Genomic DNA, 17,832 nt, shown 5'->3' with positions numbered 1-17,832 from the left:
TCTGATTAAAAGATTTCAATAGAGCCTTCTCTTAATGTTACGATCGCTTTTCTTCTTCTATTAGTATAGCCTTCGTAGCGACCCATACGTTTTTTCTTCGGTTTATAGTTCATAATGTTCACTTTTTCAACTGTTACATCGAAAATTTCTTCGATTGCTTTTTTGACTTGTGTTTTGTTTGCTTTTACGTCCACATCAAATGTGTACTTGTCCAACTGCATTAAGTCTGCTGAACGTTCAGTGATCACTGGACTTTTGATAATATCGCGAGCATCCATTACAGAAGTACCTCCTCTGCTTTAGTGATTGCACCTTCCGTGAAGATAACACGGTCTGCAGAAAGGATATCCAGGACATTGAGGTTTTCCGGAGTAAGTACCGTCACACCTTGTAAGTTGCGGGATGAAAGTTCTACGTTTACATTTTCATTCTCCAGAACAAGAAGAACTTTCTTGTCTGCTTTAAGATTCGCTAATACAGCCTGGAATTCTTTTGTTTTTGGTGCATCCAATGAGATGTTGTCCACTACTGTCAATACATCTTCATTAACTTTTGCCGACAGTGCTGAGCGAAGTGCCAAACGGCGCATCTTCTTCGGCATCTTGTAAGAGTAGCTTCTTGGCGTCGGTCCGAATACAACTCCGCCGCCTCTGTAGTGCGGTGCACGGATTGTACCCTGACGTGCGTTACCTGTACCTTTTTGTCTGAATGGTTTTCTTCCGCCGCCACGAACTTCCGAGCGGTTTTTCACTGAATGTGTACCACGACGAAGTGATGCACGTTGTAATTGAACAGCTTCGAATAATACGTGCTGGTTCGGTTCAATACCAAATATATCCTGGTTTAATTCCATAGAATTAACTTTTGATCCATCTTTAGATAAAACATCGATTGCCATGTGTTAAATCCTCCCTTCCTGATTTTTTATTTATTTAACACTCTTTTTATTTGCTGTAGCAATTTTTACATAGCCTTTACGTGGGCCGGGCACGTTACCTTTGATCAGTAAAACGTTGCGCTCCTGGTCCACACGGACGATTTCCAGGTTTTGAAGAGTAATTGTCTTACCGCCCATACGGCCTGGTAATTTTTTACCTTTGAAAACTCTTCCCGGATACGCAGCTGCTGCCATAGCACCAGGTGACCTGTGGAAATGGGAACCGTGGCTCATTGGGCCGCGTGACTGATTGTGACGCTTGATTGCACCCTGAAATCCTTTACCTTTTGAAGTTCCCGTTATATCAACAAAGTCCCCTGCTTCAAATGTATCTGCAGTGACTTCTTGACCGATTTCGAATTCTTCAACATTCAAGTTTTTGAATTCACGAACGAAGCGCTTAGGGAGAGCTCCGGAAGCTTTAGCATGTCCTGCTTCCGCTTTGTTTGCATACTTATTGGATTTAGCACCTTCAAAGTATTCGCGTTTGTCGTCGAAACCGATTTGTACAGCGTTATAGCCGTCAGTTTCTTCAACTTTCTTCTGTACTACTACGTTACCTGCTGTTTCTACTACTGTTACTGGAATCAACTCTCCGTTTTCACCGAAAACTTGAGTCATCCCAACTTTTTTACCTAAGATTCCTTTGGTCATCGAAAGTCCACCTCCTGTTAAAAATTATAATTTGATTTCGATGTCTACACCTGATGGCAGGTTCAAGCCCATTAGAGCATCAACCGTTTTCGGTGTAGGGTTTAAAATGTCGATAAGACGTTTGTGCGTACGCTGTTCAAACTGTTCACGTGAATCTTTGTACTTGTGCACCGCACGGATGATAGTGTAGACAGTTTTTTCAGTCGGCAGTGGAATCGGTCCGGAAACATCTGCACCTGAGCGCTTTGCTGTTTCTACAATCTTTTCCGCTGACTGATCCAATACTCTGTGATCATACGCTTTTAAACGAATACGAATTTTTTGTTTTGCCATTATTTTTACCTCCTTTGGTCGTCATCAATAGTTTTGATAGACTTCTCCACGAAAATTTTCCAACACATTGCCATGGCAATGCGGCCGGGTGTGTCAGTAACCTCTCGCTTCTCAGATATCGAAAAGGGACAACATCAACGTTTGTCCTGCTTTTCTCATTCAAGGCAGAGTCGTCCGCCTTTTTAGTCCAACGTTAGATATAATACACGAAAAGAGTGAGAAAATCAATAGATAAACTAAGATTCCTTCACTCTTTTTGCTTCAGGTTTTTTCGGACCCTATTATTGTACGATATTCAGTTACTTATTACAATGGTCATTCCGATACAAATACGAAATAAAGTATGAAAATGACAAACAGCCAGTACATCATCGGATGAATTTCTTTACGTCGTCCGGCCATGATCATCGTCACCGGGTAGAAAATGAATCCTACAGCTATACCCGTTGCTATACTGTATGACAACGGCATAATGAACACCGTCAAAAATGCCGGCACTGCTATTTCAAACTGGTTGAACGGTATCTTAGTCAAGTTTGAAGCCATCAACGCCCCGACTATGATAAGTGCCGGTGCGGTCACCTCCGACGTAAATGTCACAAGCAGCGGAGAGAAGAATATCGCCGACAGAAACAAGAGTGCCGTTACGATACTCGCAAATCCGGTACGCGCACCTGCGGCGACACCCGCTGTGGATTCGACATAGGACGTCGTCGTCGATGTTCCAAGTATCGAACCGGAGATTGTCGCTACAGCGTCGGAAAGCAATGCACGGTTTGCACGCGGCAGTTTGTTGTCTTTGATGAAGTTTGCCTGGGAGGCAACACCCACCAGTGTACCTGCCGTATCAAAAAAGTCTACAAACAGGAACGTCAGCACAACAATCAAGAACTGTGTATTAAACAACTGGGATGGTTCTGAAAATGCTTCGAATGCAGCGCCGAATGTCGGTTTAAGGCTAGGAACTGCGCTGACAACCCCTTCAGGCATAGGAACGAGGTTCAATACAACTCCGGCAAGCGCCGTTACAATCATCCCTATGAATATTGCGCCCGGAGTTTTCTTGGCCATTAAAATGACTGTGACCAAAAGCCCGAATGCCGCCAGCAGGACACCTGAATCATGTACCGGTCCCAGACTGACAAGCGTCGCTTCATCCGCAGCGATGATGCCTGCCCCCTGCAGGCCGACAAAGGTGATGAAAAATCCGATACCGGCACTGACGGCCATCTTCATTTCCATAGGTATGGAATTTATTATGTATTCACGCAGACCTGTAACTGTCAACACCACAAAGATTATACCGGAGAATAAAACTCCGGTCAGCGCTGTCTGCCAAGGTATCCCCATCGTCAGAACCACACTGAAGGCGAAGAATGCATTGAGCCCCATGCCCGGGGCAAGAGCTATTGGATATCTTGCAAAAACCCCCATGATCAGCGTGCCGACAAAGGCTGCAAGTGCAGTCGCCACGAAAACCGCATTCATATCCATCTTCATTTCATCAGGTACGCCATCTATCCCTTGAAGAGATAACATGGAAGGGTTGACTGCAAGTATATATGCCATTGACAGGAATGTCGTTAAACCACCGATGATTTCCCGCCGGTAATTGGTATCGTGTCCTTTGAAATCAAAATATTTTTTCATTTCACTTCTCCGTTCTTTTATTTTCCCTATATATAATAGGAAGTTTTCAAATCAATCATCAGATGATCTTGATTATATCCGGATCTTCATGACCGATGAATTTGACGAGCAGGCGACGGGTGAGCGGCAAAAATTTCTCTATAAGTCTCCCAAGAAGGAAGACGATGATGATTGTACCGATAAATACCGGTCCGCCAAGAAGGAACCCTGCGATCAATGCAAAAATCTCCATCAGATTCCGTGCACTGGATAATTTTAAATTGAATTTTTCAATGAAAAACAGCATCAGTGTATCGCGCGGGCCGGCGCCAAGATTAGGTGTGATATAAAATGCTATTCCGAAAGCCATGACGAACAACCCTGCTGTAAATATCAGTGCGTGCATTATCCAGCCATCAACATCCGGAAGTAAAAAGTTGAAAATATCTATGAAAATACCGATAGTAAACATATTTATGTATACACCGAGTTTAGGCAGCCGCTTTAATGCAACAGCAGTGAATATAACAATGACAGCACCGACGATGATCGCCCATGAACCGATGGTAAGCCCGAACGTCTGCCATAAGCCGTAATGTAAAACATCCCAGGGGGCCAGACCAAGCATACGGCCTTTTATGGTGAGTGTTATGCCGAGGGATAAAATAATCATACCTGCGATAAAAAATATCCAACGTTTTAATATTGAATTTCGCAATCAGCTTCCTCCTATCTACATATAGATATATTTTATAGATGTCCACTTGAAATGACAATAGAGAAATCAAACCGCCGGGACATATGTGGTGATAAAGCCTCTTCATGATGTTTGATATTGTATTTTATGAGGTAAATGATTAATAACCGACTTAATGAATGCACTATCAAAGAGGGAGCGGTATATTATGAAGGATCACAAATACAAACTAGCCACCTTGGTATTATCCACAGGTCTCCTGCTCAGCGCATGCGGCGGCGAAGAAGAAGCGCAGGCACCCGAAGAGCAGACGGATGATACTGCGGTAGAGGAAACTGAAGATACAACTACGACAGAAGAAGATACTGAAAGCACTGAAGAAGCATCTGACGACACTTCAGAAGAAGAAACTTCAGGCGATGCTGCAAATTCAGAAGGCGCGGTTGAAGATAACTCATCTGACGGGACCGGTGGTTCGAATGATGGTGAAACAGATTCAGCAGAAGAAGACAGCGGAGCTGATGAGAGCAGTGAATCCACAGACAGCACAGGTGTCGCAGTACTTGATCAACTCGGTTCCACACCTGAAGATGCCGTTTCAGCAGCACAGGAAAACTTTGACGGAGAACTGGTAGAGTTTGAATTGGACCAGGACCGCAGCGATTGGGTCTATAAAGTCAACCTTGAAAATGATTCTGAGGAGTATGAAGTTGAATTGTCTGCAGAGGATCTGTCAGTATTAAGTGAAGAGACAGAAACTGATGATGACAACGATACAGAAGACCAGTTCACATACGAAGATGCAATCCCGCACGACGAAGCAGTTCAAACCGCATTGGATGAAACCGGCGGGGAGTTTGAAGGCTGGACATTGGATAAAGATGACGGCCAGCTTGAATACGATGTGGAAGTGACCAACGCCGATAATGGTGACGACACCGACGTGACCATCAATGCAGAATCCGGTGAAGTCATTGAAGTGGATGATTAATATCCAAAGTAAAAAAAGCCTGAACAAAGGATAAAATCCTTGTTCAGGCTTTTCTTAGTCTCTGAATCTTCTTAGGAAGTCCTGAAGTCTCGGGTTGTCGGAAGTGTTGATGACTTCATCAGCTGACCCGGACTCGGCAATGACACCTTCATCCAGGAATAAAACCCTGTCAGCAATCTCTAAAGCGAAGTCCATTTCATGAGTCACAAGGACCATCGCCATCTCATCATTTTCGGCAAGATCCCTAATGACTTCCAGCACCTCGCCTACAAGCTCAGGGTCAAGCGCCGACGTAACTTCATCAAACAGCATGATTTTCGGCTTCATGACCAAAGCTCTGGCCATGGCTACACGCTGCTTCTGTCCGCCGGAAAGATTCGAAGGATAGGCGTCATACTTATCTCCCAATCCTACACGGTCCAGCATCTGCTTCGATTGCTCCTGTGCTTCTTTCTTGCTCATTTTTTTAACTTTTATGAGCGGCATTGCACAATTATCTAAAATTGTCTTATGCGGAAACAGATTAAAATGCTGGAAAACCATGCCGATATCTTTTCTGACTTCTGCCAGATGTTTTTCTTTCGCCGGCACTGATTTGCCGCCCTTTTCCATTTTCCATAAATTTTTACCTGCTACATATATATCGCCCTTGGTCGGCTCCTCGAGAGTCATCAGCAACCGGATAATCGTTGTTTTACCCGATCCACTCGGACCGATGATCGCAATTTTTTCACTCGGGCTGATATCCAGGTCTATTCCTTTTAAAACATGAGTATCACCAAAAGATTTATGAATATCTTTATACTGTACAATCGGTTCCATTATTCGGTCACCTTCACTTTCGTACTCTTTTTATCAAAGCGGCGGTTCATTTTATTCTCCAGCATCCTGACAAGCAGTCCTGACGGATAACTTAATACTAAGAATAAAATGGCCACAATCGTCAATGGTTCAAGATATGACCAGGTATCTGCACCATAGCTGCGTGCAATACTCAATATGCCGACTACACCGATTGTCGCTGCAAGCGGCACTTCCTTGAACAGGATGATCAGATAGTTCCCAAGCATCGGAATCGTCGGCGGCAGTGCCTGAGGAAGAACAATGTCAAACCACTTGTCCTTCAATGAGAAGTTAAGCGCAGTCGCCGCTTCCCACTGTCCTTTGTCCACACTGTCTATACCTGAGCGGTACACTTCACTCACATATGTTGAAAAATGTATGCCGAGTGCAAGCATCGCCGCTATGAACGGCGTAAACGATGTACCAACATAAGGCACCATCGGCCATGCATAATACAGGAAGAAAATTTGGACGATCGGAGGCGTCGACCTGATAAATTCTCTGATCCAATAGACGATGAAATTAAAAGCTTTTACAGGGGTGGATTCCAATATCAGCCAAACGAACCCGACAATCAGCGCAAGTATGAAACTCGTAATCGTCAAACCGAGCGTGACATTGATACCTGTTATAATGATGGGGAACGCATCAAGAAATGTTTCCCAACTCCAATAACTCATCAGCTCGCCACCCCTTTCTTAGCGATTTTTTCACCTTTTTTAGATAACCAGATGAGAGGCAGTGCAATGATGAAGTACATCACCAGCACCATCAGATAAGCCAGCGGCCCTTCGGAGAGATTCGTCGAACGGTAAATATCTCCGTAATACAGTAAGTCTGTCAGACCGATCAGAGAAACGAGTGCCGTCCCTTTAAGTATCTGGATAGAATAGTTTCCAAACTCAGGCAGCATCAATCTGAGCGCCTGAGGAAGAATGATCTCCCGCATCCTCTGAAAACGGCTTAAATTGAGGGCAATACCCGCTTCTGTCTGCCCTTTGTCCACAGACACCACCGACGTTCTCACGACTTCGGACATATATGCCCCGTAGTTGAGTGCAACTGCAATCACACCAACCCACCAGTTGCTTCCGAGGTTGATATCGAACAGCATAGGCACGGCGTAGTATAACCAGAAAAGCTGGACAATCAATGATGTCCCCCTAAAAATCTCTACATAAAAAGCAGTGAATCCCCGGATAAGAATATTACCCGATAACCTGGAGAGACCGGCAACAAACGCAATGACAAAAGAAATTGCTGTTGCAGTCAGAAAAATACTGATTGTAGTACCCAACCCCTGTGATAAGTAGCTCAGGATGTTTAACCCCGTATCAAACATCGACTCACTCCTTTAAAAATCAAATGAAAAGGTCCAGATCTTCCACTGGAATCACTGGACCAGATAATTATTACGCTTCTTCGTCTTCTCCACCTTCACAAAGCTCTTCAGTAGTGATTTCTCCTACTTCAACTCTGTTGGAGTCTGCTGTGAAACCATCAGCATTATCCAGAATCTCATCAATTGTTCCATCTTCTTTTAATGTTTCCAGCGCTTCATTGTAAGCATCGCGCAATTCTTCATCATCCTGGTTAAATGCAGCTGCACCATAACTAGGAATACCTTCTACGTCCGGCTGTTCAAAGTCTTCAACCAATTCTACATCATCACTGCCTAAAGATTCATAAGCCGTTCTGATTGTCGCTTCTGTTGCAGCAGCTACGTCAGCATTTCCTGACTGTACAGCTGATAACTGACCTGGAATGTCAGCAACTGACATGATCTGGTCATCAGATACACCTTCCTGGGCAACAAAATCAAACTGTGTCGTACCTTCCATCAATGCCAGAGTTACATCCGGATTTTCTGCAATATCTGCATAGCTCTGAATACCTTCAGGGTTCCCGGCTGCAACAACCAGTCCTTCACCATACTGCATCTCAGGTTCTGAGAAAATGGCATTTTCACATCTGTCAGGAAGAATCGCCATACCTGCAGTAATAACATCATACTGGCCGGCTTGAACACCCGGAATCAATTCGCCCCAGTCAGTCAAATGACCATTTACTTCTTCAACGCCCATTTCTTCGAACACTGCTGTTGCTATTTCAATATTCGCACCTTCAAGCTCACCTGTCTCTGAATTTTCAAACGCATAAGGCGGTTCATTTGCGAAGCCGACATTTACTGTGCCCTCTTCCTGAAGCTCAGCTACTCTGCCGTTGTCACCATTACCTTCAGCTTCACCGTTGCCTGAATCTTCACCATTACCACAGGCAGCCAGTACAAAAGCCAGGGTAAGAGTGAGAAATAATGTAAGTTTCTTCAAATAAATCTCCTCCTGTATATATTTTTTAAAAACTTATGCCTACTTGTTATGTAAGCACCAAACCAAGTTAATACTCGATTGGATAAAAATGGGCGCAGAGACGTAAAAAGTGCTTTCAATACAAAATATGTTGTATTGAAAAACCAAATCATGTTTTTATATTACTATAGTTGTAACACTATTGTAACAGTGAATGTGTAAAATGTTTCTATAAATTCGGATAAAGTGTAAAAGTGCAATATTATGTGTTTATATTATATCCTTATATTTCTATACTTGAAAAATTATTTTATAATAATAATATTGCATCCATATCATTGTCGATTATGCTTCCTGCACCCTTGCATCAGCTGTTTCTTCAAATCTTTCCTCCGCCGTTTCTTCTGCTGCTTCTGCAACTGCCTTTCCATAGTCCTCTTCAGACATGGACAGAACTTTTCTGTTCAACAAAGTCACAGCAAAAATCACTATAGAGAAACCGCTGACCATGTTGATGATCCAGTAACCTCCTATATCATACAAAACGCCATAAATGATGGTGCCGAGCGGCATCAGACTCGATGCAACGAGTCCAAGGCTGGAAAATACACGCCCTTTAATCTTTTGCGGCACAATCAGCTGCAGATATATCCCCATTGGAATATTAGCAAGCTGCATCCCTATCGCCAGACCAAAGCCGAGCATGGCGACATATATAAAATTAAATACAGTTCCCAATCCAAGGTAGATTGGCAGTGGATAGACCACTGTGAGCAGAGCCAATAATAAAAGCGCTTTCTTTTCTACAGCAACCGGATTCTTCATCTTTTTGCCGGCGCCTATCAAAATACCGCCCGCAAGCATTCCCAACCCTAAAAATGCATTGACATACCCGACAATCTCTGGGCTGAAATCAAGCTCTGTAATCATCATCTTCTCCGGAAGTATGGACATTGTCGCCCCGACAAGATTGATAAATGCCGCGAGTATGAATACTCTTTTCAGCACTTTATTATTTACAATGAACATCATGCCTTCACTGATATCTTTTTTAAATTTACTCAAAGGTTTTGGGCTTTCCACTATATCTTCTTCGTAATTTTCAGGTTCCAAATACAAGTCAAACTTCAGTAAAAAATCCAGCACTGACGAAATACCAAACAGTATTAAATAGATTAATATAATCTGATTAAAAGATAACAGTCCAAAAAGTATTCCACCTAATATCGGACCGGCTATGACAGCAGTAGATAATATTGCAGATACATACCCCATGACTTTTTGGATTCTGTTCTTATGGAACAGCTCGGTCATTGCCGCCTGAAATGCATTCGATACGAACGGACTGATCAATGAGGTTAAAAATGTCGTAATATAAATTGCCGAAAGGTTTATGCCGAAGAAATATGAATAGATGAATAACCCCAACAGTACTGAAGTAAACAATATTTCACCGGAAATGACTATCTTCCTCTTATTGCCCAAATCACTGATTAGTCCGGAAAACGGCAGCAGTATCAAAGATACTATAATGGCTATCGCCAGATTGATCGAGAAATAGAACGACGACCCTGTTTCATAAAGAATAAAATACGACACTGCAAATAAATACACGTGGTCACCGATACTCAACATCACACGGCTGAATACATAAATTAAAAAATTCAACCGCTCTCTGAAAGGTATTTCTTTTTTTAATATCATTTTACCACCCTTTGTTTAATCTAATTAAACTTAATGTAAAATATCAAGACTTGCTTGTCAATGGAAAGTTTAATATAATTAAACTGATGAATTGGAGTGAAACCTATGGCACTGGGAAAACGGATTAGAAAAATAAGAAAAGAACAGAATATGACACTCGTTGATCTGGCTGGGGACGAAATTACGAAAGGTATGCTCAGTCTGATAGAAAATGAAAAATCCAGACCTTCAATGGAGACGCTTGAGTATATTGCGAATAGATTGAATGTCTCGATTGGCTACCTGACCCGGGATGGTGATGAAGACTGGTCCAGAAAAATGGTGGAGAATGAAGTTTTCTATGATACTTATGCTTTCCCGGAAGAATTCGTTGAGAAGAATATCCTTCCCAAAATGGAGAAAATATCTTCTTCAAAAATCGGCATGGATCTTTATCACATTGTGAGGGTCTATTACCGCTATACCGGACAGCACGGGCTTGCCGATCAGATAACAGAAAAAATTGGTAAATTTTACGAACAGACGGGGCTCAAAAACCTGGCCCTTAAAGATCAGTTGAACGATGTATTATCGATGCTTTACAGCCGAGATTATAAAGAAGGATATGAGAAGCTGCTGTCGGTCGAGGACGATATCCGCCAATTTAAGGAATACGATTCCGGACTTGAACTGGACTATCTGCATTGGAGAAGTGTATTTGCAATCGAATTTGATAAGGATGATTTTATTGAATACGGCACTGCATTGATCGATTTGTCATTCAAACGTGAGAATTTCAAATACTATTATGCGCAGATTCTGATGCTCGGCCTTTATTACGGTATGACCGGTAATATGGACAAGTATGAGAAATATAGTGAAGATTTGAGAAGTTATTTGAAATTCAACCCCTATTCCAACAATAATCTTGGATATTCTTCCGACGACAAACCGATACAGCTCTGGTTCATACTCGTAGAAAATCAGAAAACTCATTTAAATGATTTGAAGAATATAAAGGCGAAATTCATATCCTCTGAAGAACAAAACCAGTTCTACCAGAAAAATTATGCAAACATATTAAAAATGATGGACTTGGAAATTGACTATCATTCCGGTAATTTCGAAGCCGTTCTGAAGAACTATGATGCCGCACTGTATCATCGTCCGGTGGCACAATTCCCTTTTGATCGTATACTCATTGCCACGCGCGCTGCCATATATCCGATGGCTTTGCTCAGGACCGGTCGGACGGAGGAAGCAAAAGCGGAATTTGAACTTCTGGAAGCATCCATATCCGATTTAAAAAATTCCGTATTTACAAAAGAACTTTTTAATATAAAGTCTATTATTTTCAATGAGGATAATTAAAAACCCGCGTGATGTCTTTTGACACCACGCCGGTTTTTATCATATATGTCATTTCCCGTCTCCATGGACTTTAAAGTATTCCAGTTTGTCCATGTCCACTTCACCTGAAATGCGGTATCCTTCGTAGAAGTGTTCGACGTACTCTGCACCTATTGTCTCTTCAATACTTTTGACCATGCTGGCGATATCGACGTAGCGGTCGCGCAGACCGATATTGATCACATCGATGCTGCCTGTAATATAGCTCTCATTCACGATGACATTCGACAGCACGAAATCACCATGACCGAGAACGATGTCTCCATGCATTTCATTTTCCTCATCATAAAATTTGAACGGACAGTCTTCGGTCTTCGTCTTATGCAGTAAACTCAAATACCGGCCGGTCTGCTTTAAAACACCTGCACATTTTTCCGGATCCGCTTCTTCCAAAAATGAATCTGCAGACACACCGGGCAGCGCGATATAAAATAGAAATGCATAGTCTTCCTGATAATATGTCACCGGCTTCGGTACACCGTTCACGCCGTTAATTTCCAGCCATAACTGACGTTTATGCTCTCTTCTGGTTTTCTTAATATCGTCGGTATATGACTTCGCGATCAGCGGTTCTGTCGGTTCATACTGATTGGGCGCTTCTTCCTTGCCGTATTCCAGCAAATAAATTTCAGTGGCTTCTTCTCCCTTTAACGGGCTCCATTTATAATATTCTTCATATATCTCAAAGGTGTGCATAATATTTCCTCCATTCATTATAATCATACCTAAGAAGTAGTCGAAAAGTCATTTAGAGTTTCCCCTAATAATGTCACTTTATGATATGATACAACTAGTATTTAAGGTGGTGTAAACATGGATCTGGAATATAAACTGAAAGAATTGAAATATGATTATGTACGTGTCCAGGGTGACTTGGAAAAAGTTGAAAATACCGGAAATAACACAGTACCTCTCGAAAAACAGCTTGTAGATATAGAAAATCAGATCAAAGAAACAAAAGATAAAATCAGACAACAAAAATAATGATTTCAGGAAGTGCATGAAATGAAGAGAATGATAACGATAATCATGATTGTTCAGTTCCTGATCTACTTCGGTTTCAGCATGATCATTCCTGTCATACCGGAAATCGTTACTGAACTTAATGCATCTACCACTCATATGGGATGGCTGCTCGCCATCTACTCGCTGGCGAGCTTCCTGTCCGCGCCGTACTTTGGCAGGCTGAGTGACAGGTTCGGCCGCCGAAAAATTTTGCTGTATGGGCTATTCGCCTTTGCGTTCAGCTTTTTCATATTTGGTATTTTTATAGATAACTTACTGATACTATACATAAGCCGCATACTTGGCGGTGCCGCTTCAGGTGCATTGTACACTGCGACAACCAGCATGGTCGCTGATATTACGACCCGTGAAACACGCACCAAATATATGGGCCTTGTCGGCATGTCCATCGGCATGGGCTTTATATTCGGCCCGGGCATCGGCGGACTGCTTGCCGGAGTCAGTCTGAGCCTGGCCTACTTTATGACGACTTTAGTCATTTTGGCAACATTGATCTTTTCCATCTTTAAAATTAAAGAAACTTATCAGCCGACAACTGACGTCCGCAAGAAGATTACGCTGCCTACAGAATACTTGCTGCAGCCGGTCGGCATTTTATTAGTATGTACATTCTTAATCATGCTGATCAACAGCGGTATGGAAAGTACCTTCCAGCTGCTCGGAATTGAAAGAATCAATATAACTCCTGCAGAAATGGGCGTACTGTTCTTTATCGGCGGCATATTCAACGCCATTGTTCAGGGTGGTGTCATCCGCAAACTGAAGGATGGGCAGGAAATGCCGTTTATGATCATTGGACAGGTGTTTACATTTATCGCGTTTATCATGCTGCCGTTTATGAACGGTCTGATATATGCCGGTTTCTGCATCGTCTTTCTGATGGTGGGGAACGCTCTTGTCAGGACTCTGGTCACTTCCCAGATAACGAAGGAGGCCAGTGCCAATGAAATGGGGCTCATGACTTCCACAACCTATTCCATGGACAGCCTGGGCAGAATATTCGGGCCGATCACTTTCAACCTGTTATTCATCATCACTCCTGGTGTTCCGTTCTGGTTTGGTGCCGGTCTGACCATATTTGCGACATATTTCATTTTCCAATATTACCGTAAAAGAAAGCAGGTGGCATTATGATCATCGTCTTGATGATGCTGATATATCTGGTGATCGGTTACTCCACGGTCATGATAATGCGAAACCGGACATTGGATATACTCAGATTGATTTCTGGCGTGGCGTTCATGCTGATGATTCTCATCTACAGCCTATCGCTCGTAAACCCCACTGCAGTCATTGTTTTTGTACTCGGACTGTCGTTGATGCTGTCGATTGAGATTGCTGCTTTTAAAGAGAGTAAAAATGATCGTGACAATGTGTTTTTAATTTATGCATTTACAGCGATGTTCGCAGCGGTCCTGATCATAATGATTTTCACGAATTAAAACAGAAGGTGAAAATATGAGAAGAGTTATATCTATACTTTTAATCTTAATGCAGCTGTTATTTTTTATAAATTACTTTTTAAATGACGGCGTAATGTTTTTCAATTTATACTTATGGGCATTTACAGCGATTTTCGGCATTATGATGGGCATCCGTTCATGGAGAAACGGACCCTATCTATATGAAAATCATTTTTTGTACACAGCAACTTATTTAATAGTATCTCTTCTCAGTATATTATCGCTGCTGTTTATAGTATTTCTGTTTGTCACACGTCCATACTTATTATAAAAGGTTGGCATCTGATTCAGATGCCAACCTTTTTTTTCTAATCATTTTATTTCTTTCTTAACTGATTCAATTTAACTTTGCCTTTTTGAAAAAGAGGCATGGCGACTTCTGCCGCGGTATACAGCGGACGTTTGAGGATATAGTCGAATTCCCCGATTTTCTCAGAAACTTCCGTCCCCCATACTTTCTTGAACTGCCACAGGCCAAAGTGCTGCGAATCTTTCTCGGGCATCACGCTGACACCGCCGAAATCATAAGTTTTTGCACCTTTGTCCCTCGCAAATTGCATCATTCTGTACTGCATATGGTGGTTCGGCAGAAAATCCCTGTAATCATTTGAAGATGCACCGTATAAATAATAGGCTTTGTGCCCGGAGAGCGCCAAAAGTGCACCCGACAGTATAATTCCGTCCGGATGCTCTCTATGAAGATTTTCTGCATCCTGAAGCTGATTATACAGTTTGTTCTGCCTATTGCTTAAATCTCTTAACTGATTATCTTTTTTCTCGCTGCCTTTTTTCTTATGCGCTTTTTTCATTTCGTTCTCAATTTTCTCCAGGTCCTCTTTCACCGACGCCTCCACTTTGGAAGGAATGAGCCTGACCAGGAACAATTCCATATGTCCGTTCGGGTGGAGATGATCATACATCGATTCAAAATAAGTGATATCCCGTGTCAGGAAACCGTCACGTTCCCCGGTTTCCTTCATCAGGTCAACAAATGTCTTGAGGTCATCCCTGCCGGCAATATATACTTCCGTACCCTTCTTAAGGGCGTTCCGGACTTTTGTCCTGTTGTTCCTTTCAAAGCTCTGGAGCAGATCTGCATCATTCTTGTCTATATCCGTCACCATCGTCTGGCGCGGCTGAATCGTGCCCTTGCTCATACCGTCCTGGAAGCCATGATGCCTGAAACCTAAAATCTTCAGGTTTTCAAGAGCATCTTCATACTCGTCTATCGGCAGATCCGGGTCGATTTTTATGGCATACGCCTTTTCATCCTTAGCAACTATGACCGCTTCTTTCAACATCGCTTCGACCAACGCATGGTCATGATAATCACACACAAATCCTCTTGATATATAACAGAGTGTTGTATTTAATCTTGGCACCTTTTTAAACAGCAGTGTCGCCACGCCTTTTAATTCCGACGTTTCGTCTGCAAGTGCAAATCTTCTGTAATACCATCCTGTAAGCTTTTTCGATTCTGCCCAGTCCGTCAGCTGAAGCAGGTCGCCGTTTTGATGTTCTTCTATGAATTTATTGTGCTCTTTCTCATTTAAATGCAATCGTTTATACATCGTTATCTCCAATCCAAAAAATCTGTTATAATTCCATTTATGAAAGGTGGCTGACTATGAGACTCACTATAATCGTCATTTTAATATTATTGAATATTGCCAGCATGATAGAAATGGGGCAGTATTTGGACAGCGGATTCATCCAGCTGTTAAGTTTACGTATAATTCTTGCCATCGTATCATTTATGTTATCTCTTGCATATCTGCTGGTCGGCGGCTCCACCGCAATTAAACTGTTCAGCGTAATCACCATACTGATTGCTCTTTCTCATTTAGGCTTCATGCTTTATATAAACTTATAATATGCGCCAAGATGTTTTCCGCTGTTGCCCGCCATGTCCAATTCCACGGATATGGCCGGGTTTTTACCTTCTGTGAGTTCCACAGTCGTCCTGTCATCAATCTCTCCCTGCCATACTCCGATGACATCAAAGAAAGCACGCCACTCTTCAATCTCTTCAACTTCATGTTTAATCGTCATCTTCACCGGTTTCATATCCACACCAAAATTTTTGATGCGTTCAATTCTCTCACTTTCCGGCTCTTCCCACTGTATGAAAAATGGAAACATTATTGTATCATGCATTATATATAATAAAGACCATCGGAGCGTCTCACCGTCAGTTTCCCTCTCCATATACAGAGGACCGAGCGTTTCATAGCCCTGTGCGCGGTAACGGTCGCGCAGCATAACAATATCCTCCGCAGCAAGCGCATAACGGATGAAATCGTTCGTATAATTCATTTTATAGATCGCTTTGGCAAAAGAGTCTTCCGCTTCCCGCACATGGTCGGTAAATAGTTTCTCATCTTTGATTGAAATATATTCAATATATCGCGTATCCAGGTAAGACAAAAGGTTTTCTGTGCCGAGACGCGTATGCACACCGCCTGTGTGTACCGGCAGCGGCGCTTTTTCCCTGACATCATCCAATTGGTTCACATAGTGTATGATGTGATCGAACTTAATCATAATCAGCCACCTCATTTTCATATATAATCATAACATTTTCAGCATTCGATATGTATTGTCATGTATTTTATACCATTTTCAAGTAAATAAAAAGCCGATATGATCACATTATGCCCCCGTAATCATATCCGCCTCTTTACAGTAGAACTAAGCTTTTATAATATCTTTTTCTTTCTCCATCAGATCAGTACTTGTTATTCTCTGCTCTGATTCAGCATCGAAGAAGTGCCCTTTATCCATATCGAAGGCAAATCTGAGCTTGTCACCGACTGTAATATTGTGTCGTGCATCCACTCTCGCTATAAATTCCTGTTTGTCTAAATCCGCATATAACATTGATTCTGAGCCGTGCAGTTCACTCACTTTGACCTCTGCATCAAAGCTTGCCTGTGATTCTTTTACATATTCCGCTTCATCTCTTATATCTTCAGGACGGATGCCGAATTTGACACGCTGATTGTCATAGCCCTGATCAATCAGCATCTGTTTCTTATCTGCAGGGATTCTGAATGTTTTACCGCCGATAAGAAGATTTCCATCCCGAAGTTCCGAATCAAATATATTCATTGCAGGTGATCCTATAAATTCTGCCACAAAAATATTTTCAGGCAGGTCATATACTTCCTTGGGCGTGCCGACCTGCATGATGTTCCCTTCATCAAGCACCACAATTCTCGAGGCCATCGTCAGCGCCTCCGTCTGATCGTGGGTGACATAGATTGTCGTCGTGTTGAGCCGTTTATGCAGCCTGGTAATTTCAGAGCGCATCTGCACCCTCAGTTTGGCATCCAGGTTCGACAACGGTTCATCCATCAAAAACACACCCGGGTCCCGGACAATCGCTCTGCCGAGAGCGACACGCTGCCTCTGGCCGCCTGACAGAGCTTTTGGTTTGCGACTTAAATATTCACTCAGCCCCAGTATTTCCGCAGCTTTACCGACACTGTCCCTTATCTCATTTTTAGGTGTCTTTCTGAGTTTCAGGCCAAACGCCATATTATCGTATACACTCATATGAGGATACAATGCATAGTTTTGAAATACCATCGCAATATCACGGTTTTTCGGCTCGACATTATTCATTCTTTTGCCGTCGATATAAAAATCGCCGCCGGTAATTTCTTCCAGACCGGCTATCATCCTTAAAGTCGTCGATTTCCCACAGCCTGAGGGACCGACAAACACGATGAATTCCCCGTCACTTATATTCAGGTTGAAATTACTTACGACTTCCGGCCCATTTTCATAGACTTTCCGGATATTTTCAAAAATTAATTGAGCCATATGTTCCTTCTCCCTTATAAAAGTGACGG

Annotated in this window: 21 protein-coding genes; 6 read left to right on the top strand and 15 right to left on the bottom strand. The window is 42.4% G+C overall.

What is annotated here, in order from left to right:
- Window positions 1-5: 5 nt before the first annotated feature.
- From rplW to BLR15_RS02965, 6 genes are all read right to left on the bottom strand, one after another.
- The gene (rplW, locus tag BLR15_RS02990; protein ID WP_092984550.1) at window positions 6-278 is read right to left on the bottom strand and encodes a 50S ribosomal protein L23; all 273 of its coding nucleotides are present in this window, start codon (window positions 276-278) and stop codon (window positions 6-8) included.
- Window positions 278-898, bottom strand: a complete 621-nt coding sequence (rplD, locus tag BLR15_RS02985; protein ID WP_092984548.1) for a 50S ribosomal protein L4 — start codon at window positions 896-898, stop codon at window positions 278-280. The genes rplW and rplD overlap by 1 nt, the downstream gene beginning before the upstream one ends.
- A gap of 30 nt (window positions 899-928) precedes the next feature.
- Window positions 929-1,591, bottom strand: a complete 663-nt coding sequence (gene rplC / locus BLR15_RS02980) for a 50S ribosomal protein L3 (RefSeq protein ID WP_052255474.1) — start codon at window positions 1,589-1,591, stop codon at window positions 929-931.
- A gap of 24 nt (window positions 1,592-1,615) precedes the next feature.
- Complete coding sequence (gene rpsJ, locus BLR15_RS02975) at window positions 1,616-1,924, bottom strand: 30S ribosomal protein S10 (protein ID WP_017547645.1); 309 nt, start codon at window positions 1,922-1,924, stop codon at window positions 1,616-1,618.
- A gap of 315 nt (window positions 1,925-2,239) precedes the next feature.
- Window positions 2,240-3,574: an NCS2 family permease gene (locus BLR15_RS02970; RefSeq protein WP_092984546.1), complete on the bottom strand. Its 1,335-nt coding sequence runs from the start codon at window positions 3,572-3,574 to the stop codon at window positions 2,240-2,242.
- Window positions 3,575-3,632: 58 nt separating this feature from the next.
- Window positions 3,633-4,271 carry a YczE/YyaS/YitT family protein gene (locus tag BLR15_RS02965; RefSeq protein WP_092984544.1) on the bottom strand — a complete coding sequence of 213 codons (639 nt, stop codon included), beginning with the start codon at window positions 4,269-4,271 and terminating at the stop codon, window positions 3,633-3,635.
- A gap of 187 nt (window positions 4,272-4,458) precedes the next feature.
- On the opposite strand from BLR15_RS02965, the gene BLR15_RS02960 reads away from it, so the two are divergent.
- Complete coding sequence (locus BLR15_RS02960; protein ID WP_092984542.1) at window positions 4,459-5,241, top strand: PepSY domain-containing protein; 783 nt, start codon at window positions 4,459-4,461, stop codon at window positions 5,239-5,241.
- A 54-nt stretch (window positions 5,242-5,295) separates the two neighbouring features.
- Here the strand turns inward: BLR15_RS02960 and BLR15_RS02955 are convergent, their stop codons facing one another.
- The 5 genes from BLR15_RS02955 to BLR15_RS02935 all read right to left on the bottom strand — a co-directional run bounded on the left by BLR15_RS02955 (window position 5,296) and on the right by BLR15_RS02935 (window position 10,097).
- Window positions 5,296-6,066: an amino acid ABC transporter ATP-binding protein gene (locus BLR15_RS02955; protein ID WP_092984540.1), complete on the bottom strand. Its 771-nt coding sequence runs from the start codon at window positions 6,064-6,066 to the stop codon at window positions 5,296-5,298.
- Window positions 6,063-6,764: an ectoine/hydroxyectoine ABC transporter permease subunit EhuD gene (gene ehuD / locus BLR15_RS02950; RefSeq protein ID WP_092984538.1), complete on the bottom strand. Its 702-nt coding sequence runs from the start codon at window positions 6,762-6,764 to the stop codon at window positions 6,063-6,065. The genes BLR15_RS02955 and ehuD overlap by 4 nt, the downstream gene beginning before the upstream one ends.
- Window positions 6,764-7,426: an amino acid ABC transporter permease gene (locus tag BLR15_RS02945; RefSeq protein ID WP_092984536.1), complete on the bottom strand. Its 663-nt coding sequence runs from the start codon at window positions 7,424-7,426 to the stop codon at window positions 6,764-6,766. Before BLR15_RS02945 ends, ehuD begins: the two co-directional genes overlap by 1 nt.
- Before the next feature lie 70 nt (window positions 7,427-7,496).
- Window positions 7,497-8,414 (bottom strand): ectoine/hydroxyectoine ABC transporter substrate-binding protein EhuB, encoded by a 918-nt coding sequence (ehuB, locus tag BLR15_RS02940; protein ID WP_092984534.1) that lies wholly within the window; start codon window positions 8,412-8,414, stop codon window positions 7,497-7,499.
- Window positions 8,415-8,738: 324 nt separating this feature from the next.
- Window positions 8,739-10,097, bottom strand: coding sequence for an MFS transporter (locus tag BLR15_RS02935; protein WP_092984532.1), 1,359 nt, complete (start codon window positions 10,095-10,097; stop codon window positions 8,739-8,741).
- A 105-nt stretch (window positions 10,098-10,202) separates the two neighbouring features.
- Between BLR15_RS02935 and BLR15_RS02930 the strand changes: the two genes are divergently transcribed.
- Window positions 10,203-11,447, top strand: a complete 1,245-nt coding sequence (locus tag BLR15_RS02930; RefSeq protein WP_092984530.1) for a helix-turn-helix domain-containing protein — start codon at window positions 10,203-10,205, stop codon at window positions 11,445-11,447.
- 48 nt (window positions 11,448-11,495) lie between these two features.
- On the opposite strand, the gene BLR15_RS02925 is transcribed toward BLR15_RS02930, so the two are convergent.
- The gene (locus tag BLR15_RS02925; protein WP_092984528.1) at window positions 11,496-12,182 is read right to left on the bottom strand and encodes a phosphotransferase; all 687 of its coding nucleotides are present in this window, start codon (window positions 12,180-12,182) and stop codon (window positions 11,496-11,498) included.
- A gap of 117 nt (window positions 12,183-12,299) precedes the next feature.
- Here BLR15_RS02925 and BLR15_RS13970 point away from each other — a divergent pair, with 117 nt between their 5' ends.
- Genes BLR15_RS13970 through mspA form a run of 3 tightly spaced genes read left to right on the top strand, consistent with a single transcriptional unit; the run spans window position 12,300 to window position 13,954 of the window.
- Window positions 12,300-12,470: an SE1832 family protein gene (locus BLR15_RS13970; RefSeq protein WP_176754040.1), complete on the top strand. Its 171-nt coding sequence runs from the start codon at window positions 12,300-12,302 to the stop codon at window positions 12,468-12,470.
- Window positions 12,471-12,491: 21 nt separating this feature from the next.
- Entirely contained in the window at window positions 12,492-13,646 is a 1,155-nt protein-coding gene (locus BLR15_RS02920; protein WP_092984525.1) for an MFS transporter, read from the top strand.
- Window positions 13,643-13,954 carry a membrane stabilizing protein MspA gene (mspA, locus tag BLR15_RS02915; protein WP_092984523.1) on the top strand — a complete coding sequence of 104 codons (312 nt, stop codon included), beginning with the start codon at window positions 13,643-13,645 and terminating at the stop codon, window positions 13,952-13,954. Before BLR15_RS02920 ends, mspA begins: the two co-directional genes overlap by 4 nt.
- Before the next feature lie 338 nt (window positions 13,955-14,292).
- Here the strand turns inward: mspA and BLR15_RS02910 are convergent, their stop codons facing one another.
- Window positions 14,293-15,546 (bottom strand): lipid II:glycine glycyltransferase FemX, encoded by a 1,254-nt coding sequence (locus BLR15_RS02910; protein WP_092984521.1) that lies wholly within the window; start codon window positions 15,544-15,546, stop codon window positions 14,293-14,295.
- A 56-nt stretch (window positions 15,547-15,602) separates the two neighbouring features.
- Here BLR15_RS02910 and BLR15_RS02905 point away from each other — a divergent pair, with 56 nt between their 5' ends.
- A complete protein-coding gene (locus BLR15_RS02905) occupies window positions 15,603-15,848 on the top strand; it encodes a hypothetical protein (protein WP_092984519.1) in 246 nt (81 codons plus the stop codon).
- Here the strand turns inward: BLR15_RS02905 and BLR15_RS02900 are convergent.
- Together BLR15_RS02900 and BLR15_RS02895 are read right to left on the bottom strand one after the other, a co-directional pair.
- The gene (locus tag BLR15_RS02900) at window positions 15,833-16,519 is read right to left on the bottom strand and encodes a VOC family protein (protein ID WP_092984517.1); all 687 of its coding nucleotides are present in this window, start codon (window positions 16,517-16,519) and stop codon (window positions 15,833-15,835) included. The genes BLR15_RS02905 and BLR15_RS02900 overlap by 16 nt on opposite strands.
- 147 nt (window positions 16,520-16,666) lie before the next feature.
- Window positions 16,667-17,803: an ABC transporter ATP-binding protein gene (locus BLR15_RS02895; RefSeq protein WP_092984515.1), complete on the bottom strand. Its 1,137-nt coding sequence runs from the start codon at window positions 17,801-17,803 to the stop codon at window positions 16,667-16,669.
- Between the last annotated feature and the right edge of the window lie 29 nt (window positions 17,804-17,832).

This window comes from Lacicoccus qingdaonensis (assembly GCF_900101075.1).
Lineage (GTDB): Bacteria > Bacillota > Bacilli > Staphylococcales > Salinicoccaceae > Lacicoccus > Lacicoccus qingdaonensis.
Note: the sequence above shows the minus strand (reverse complement) of the source record. Positions and strands in the feature narration are given on the sequence as shown.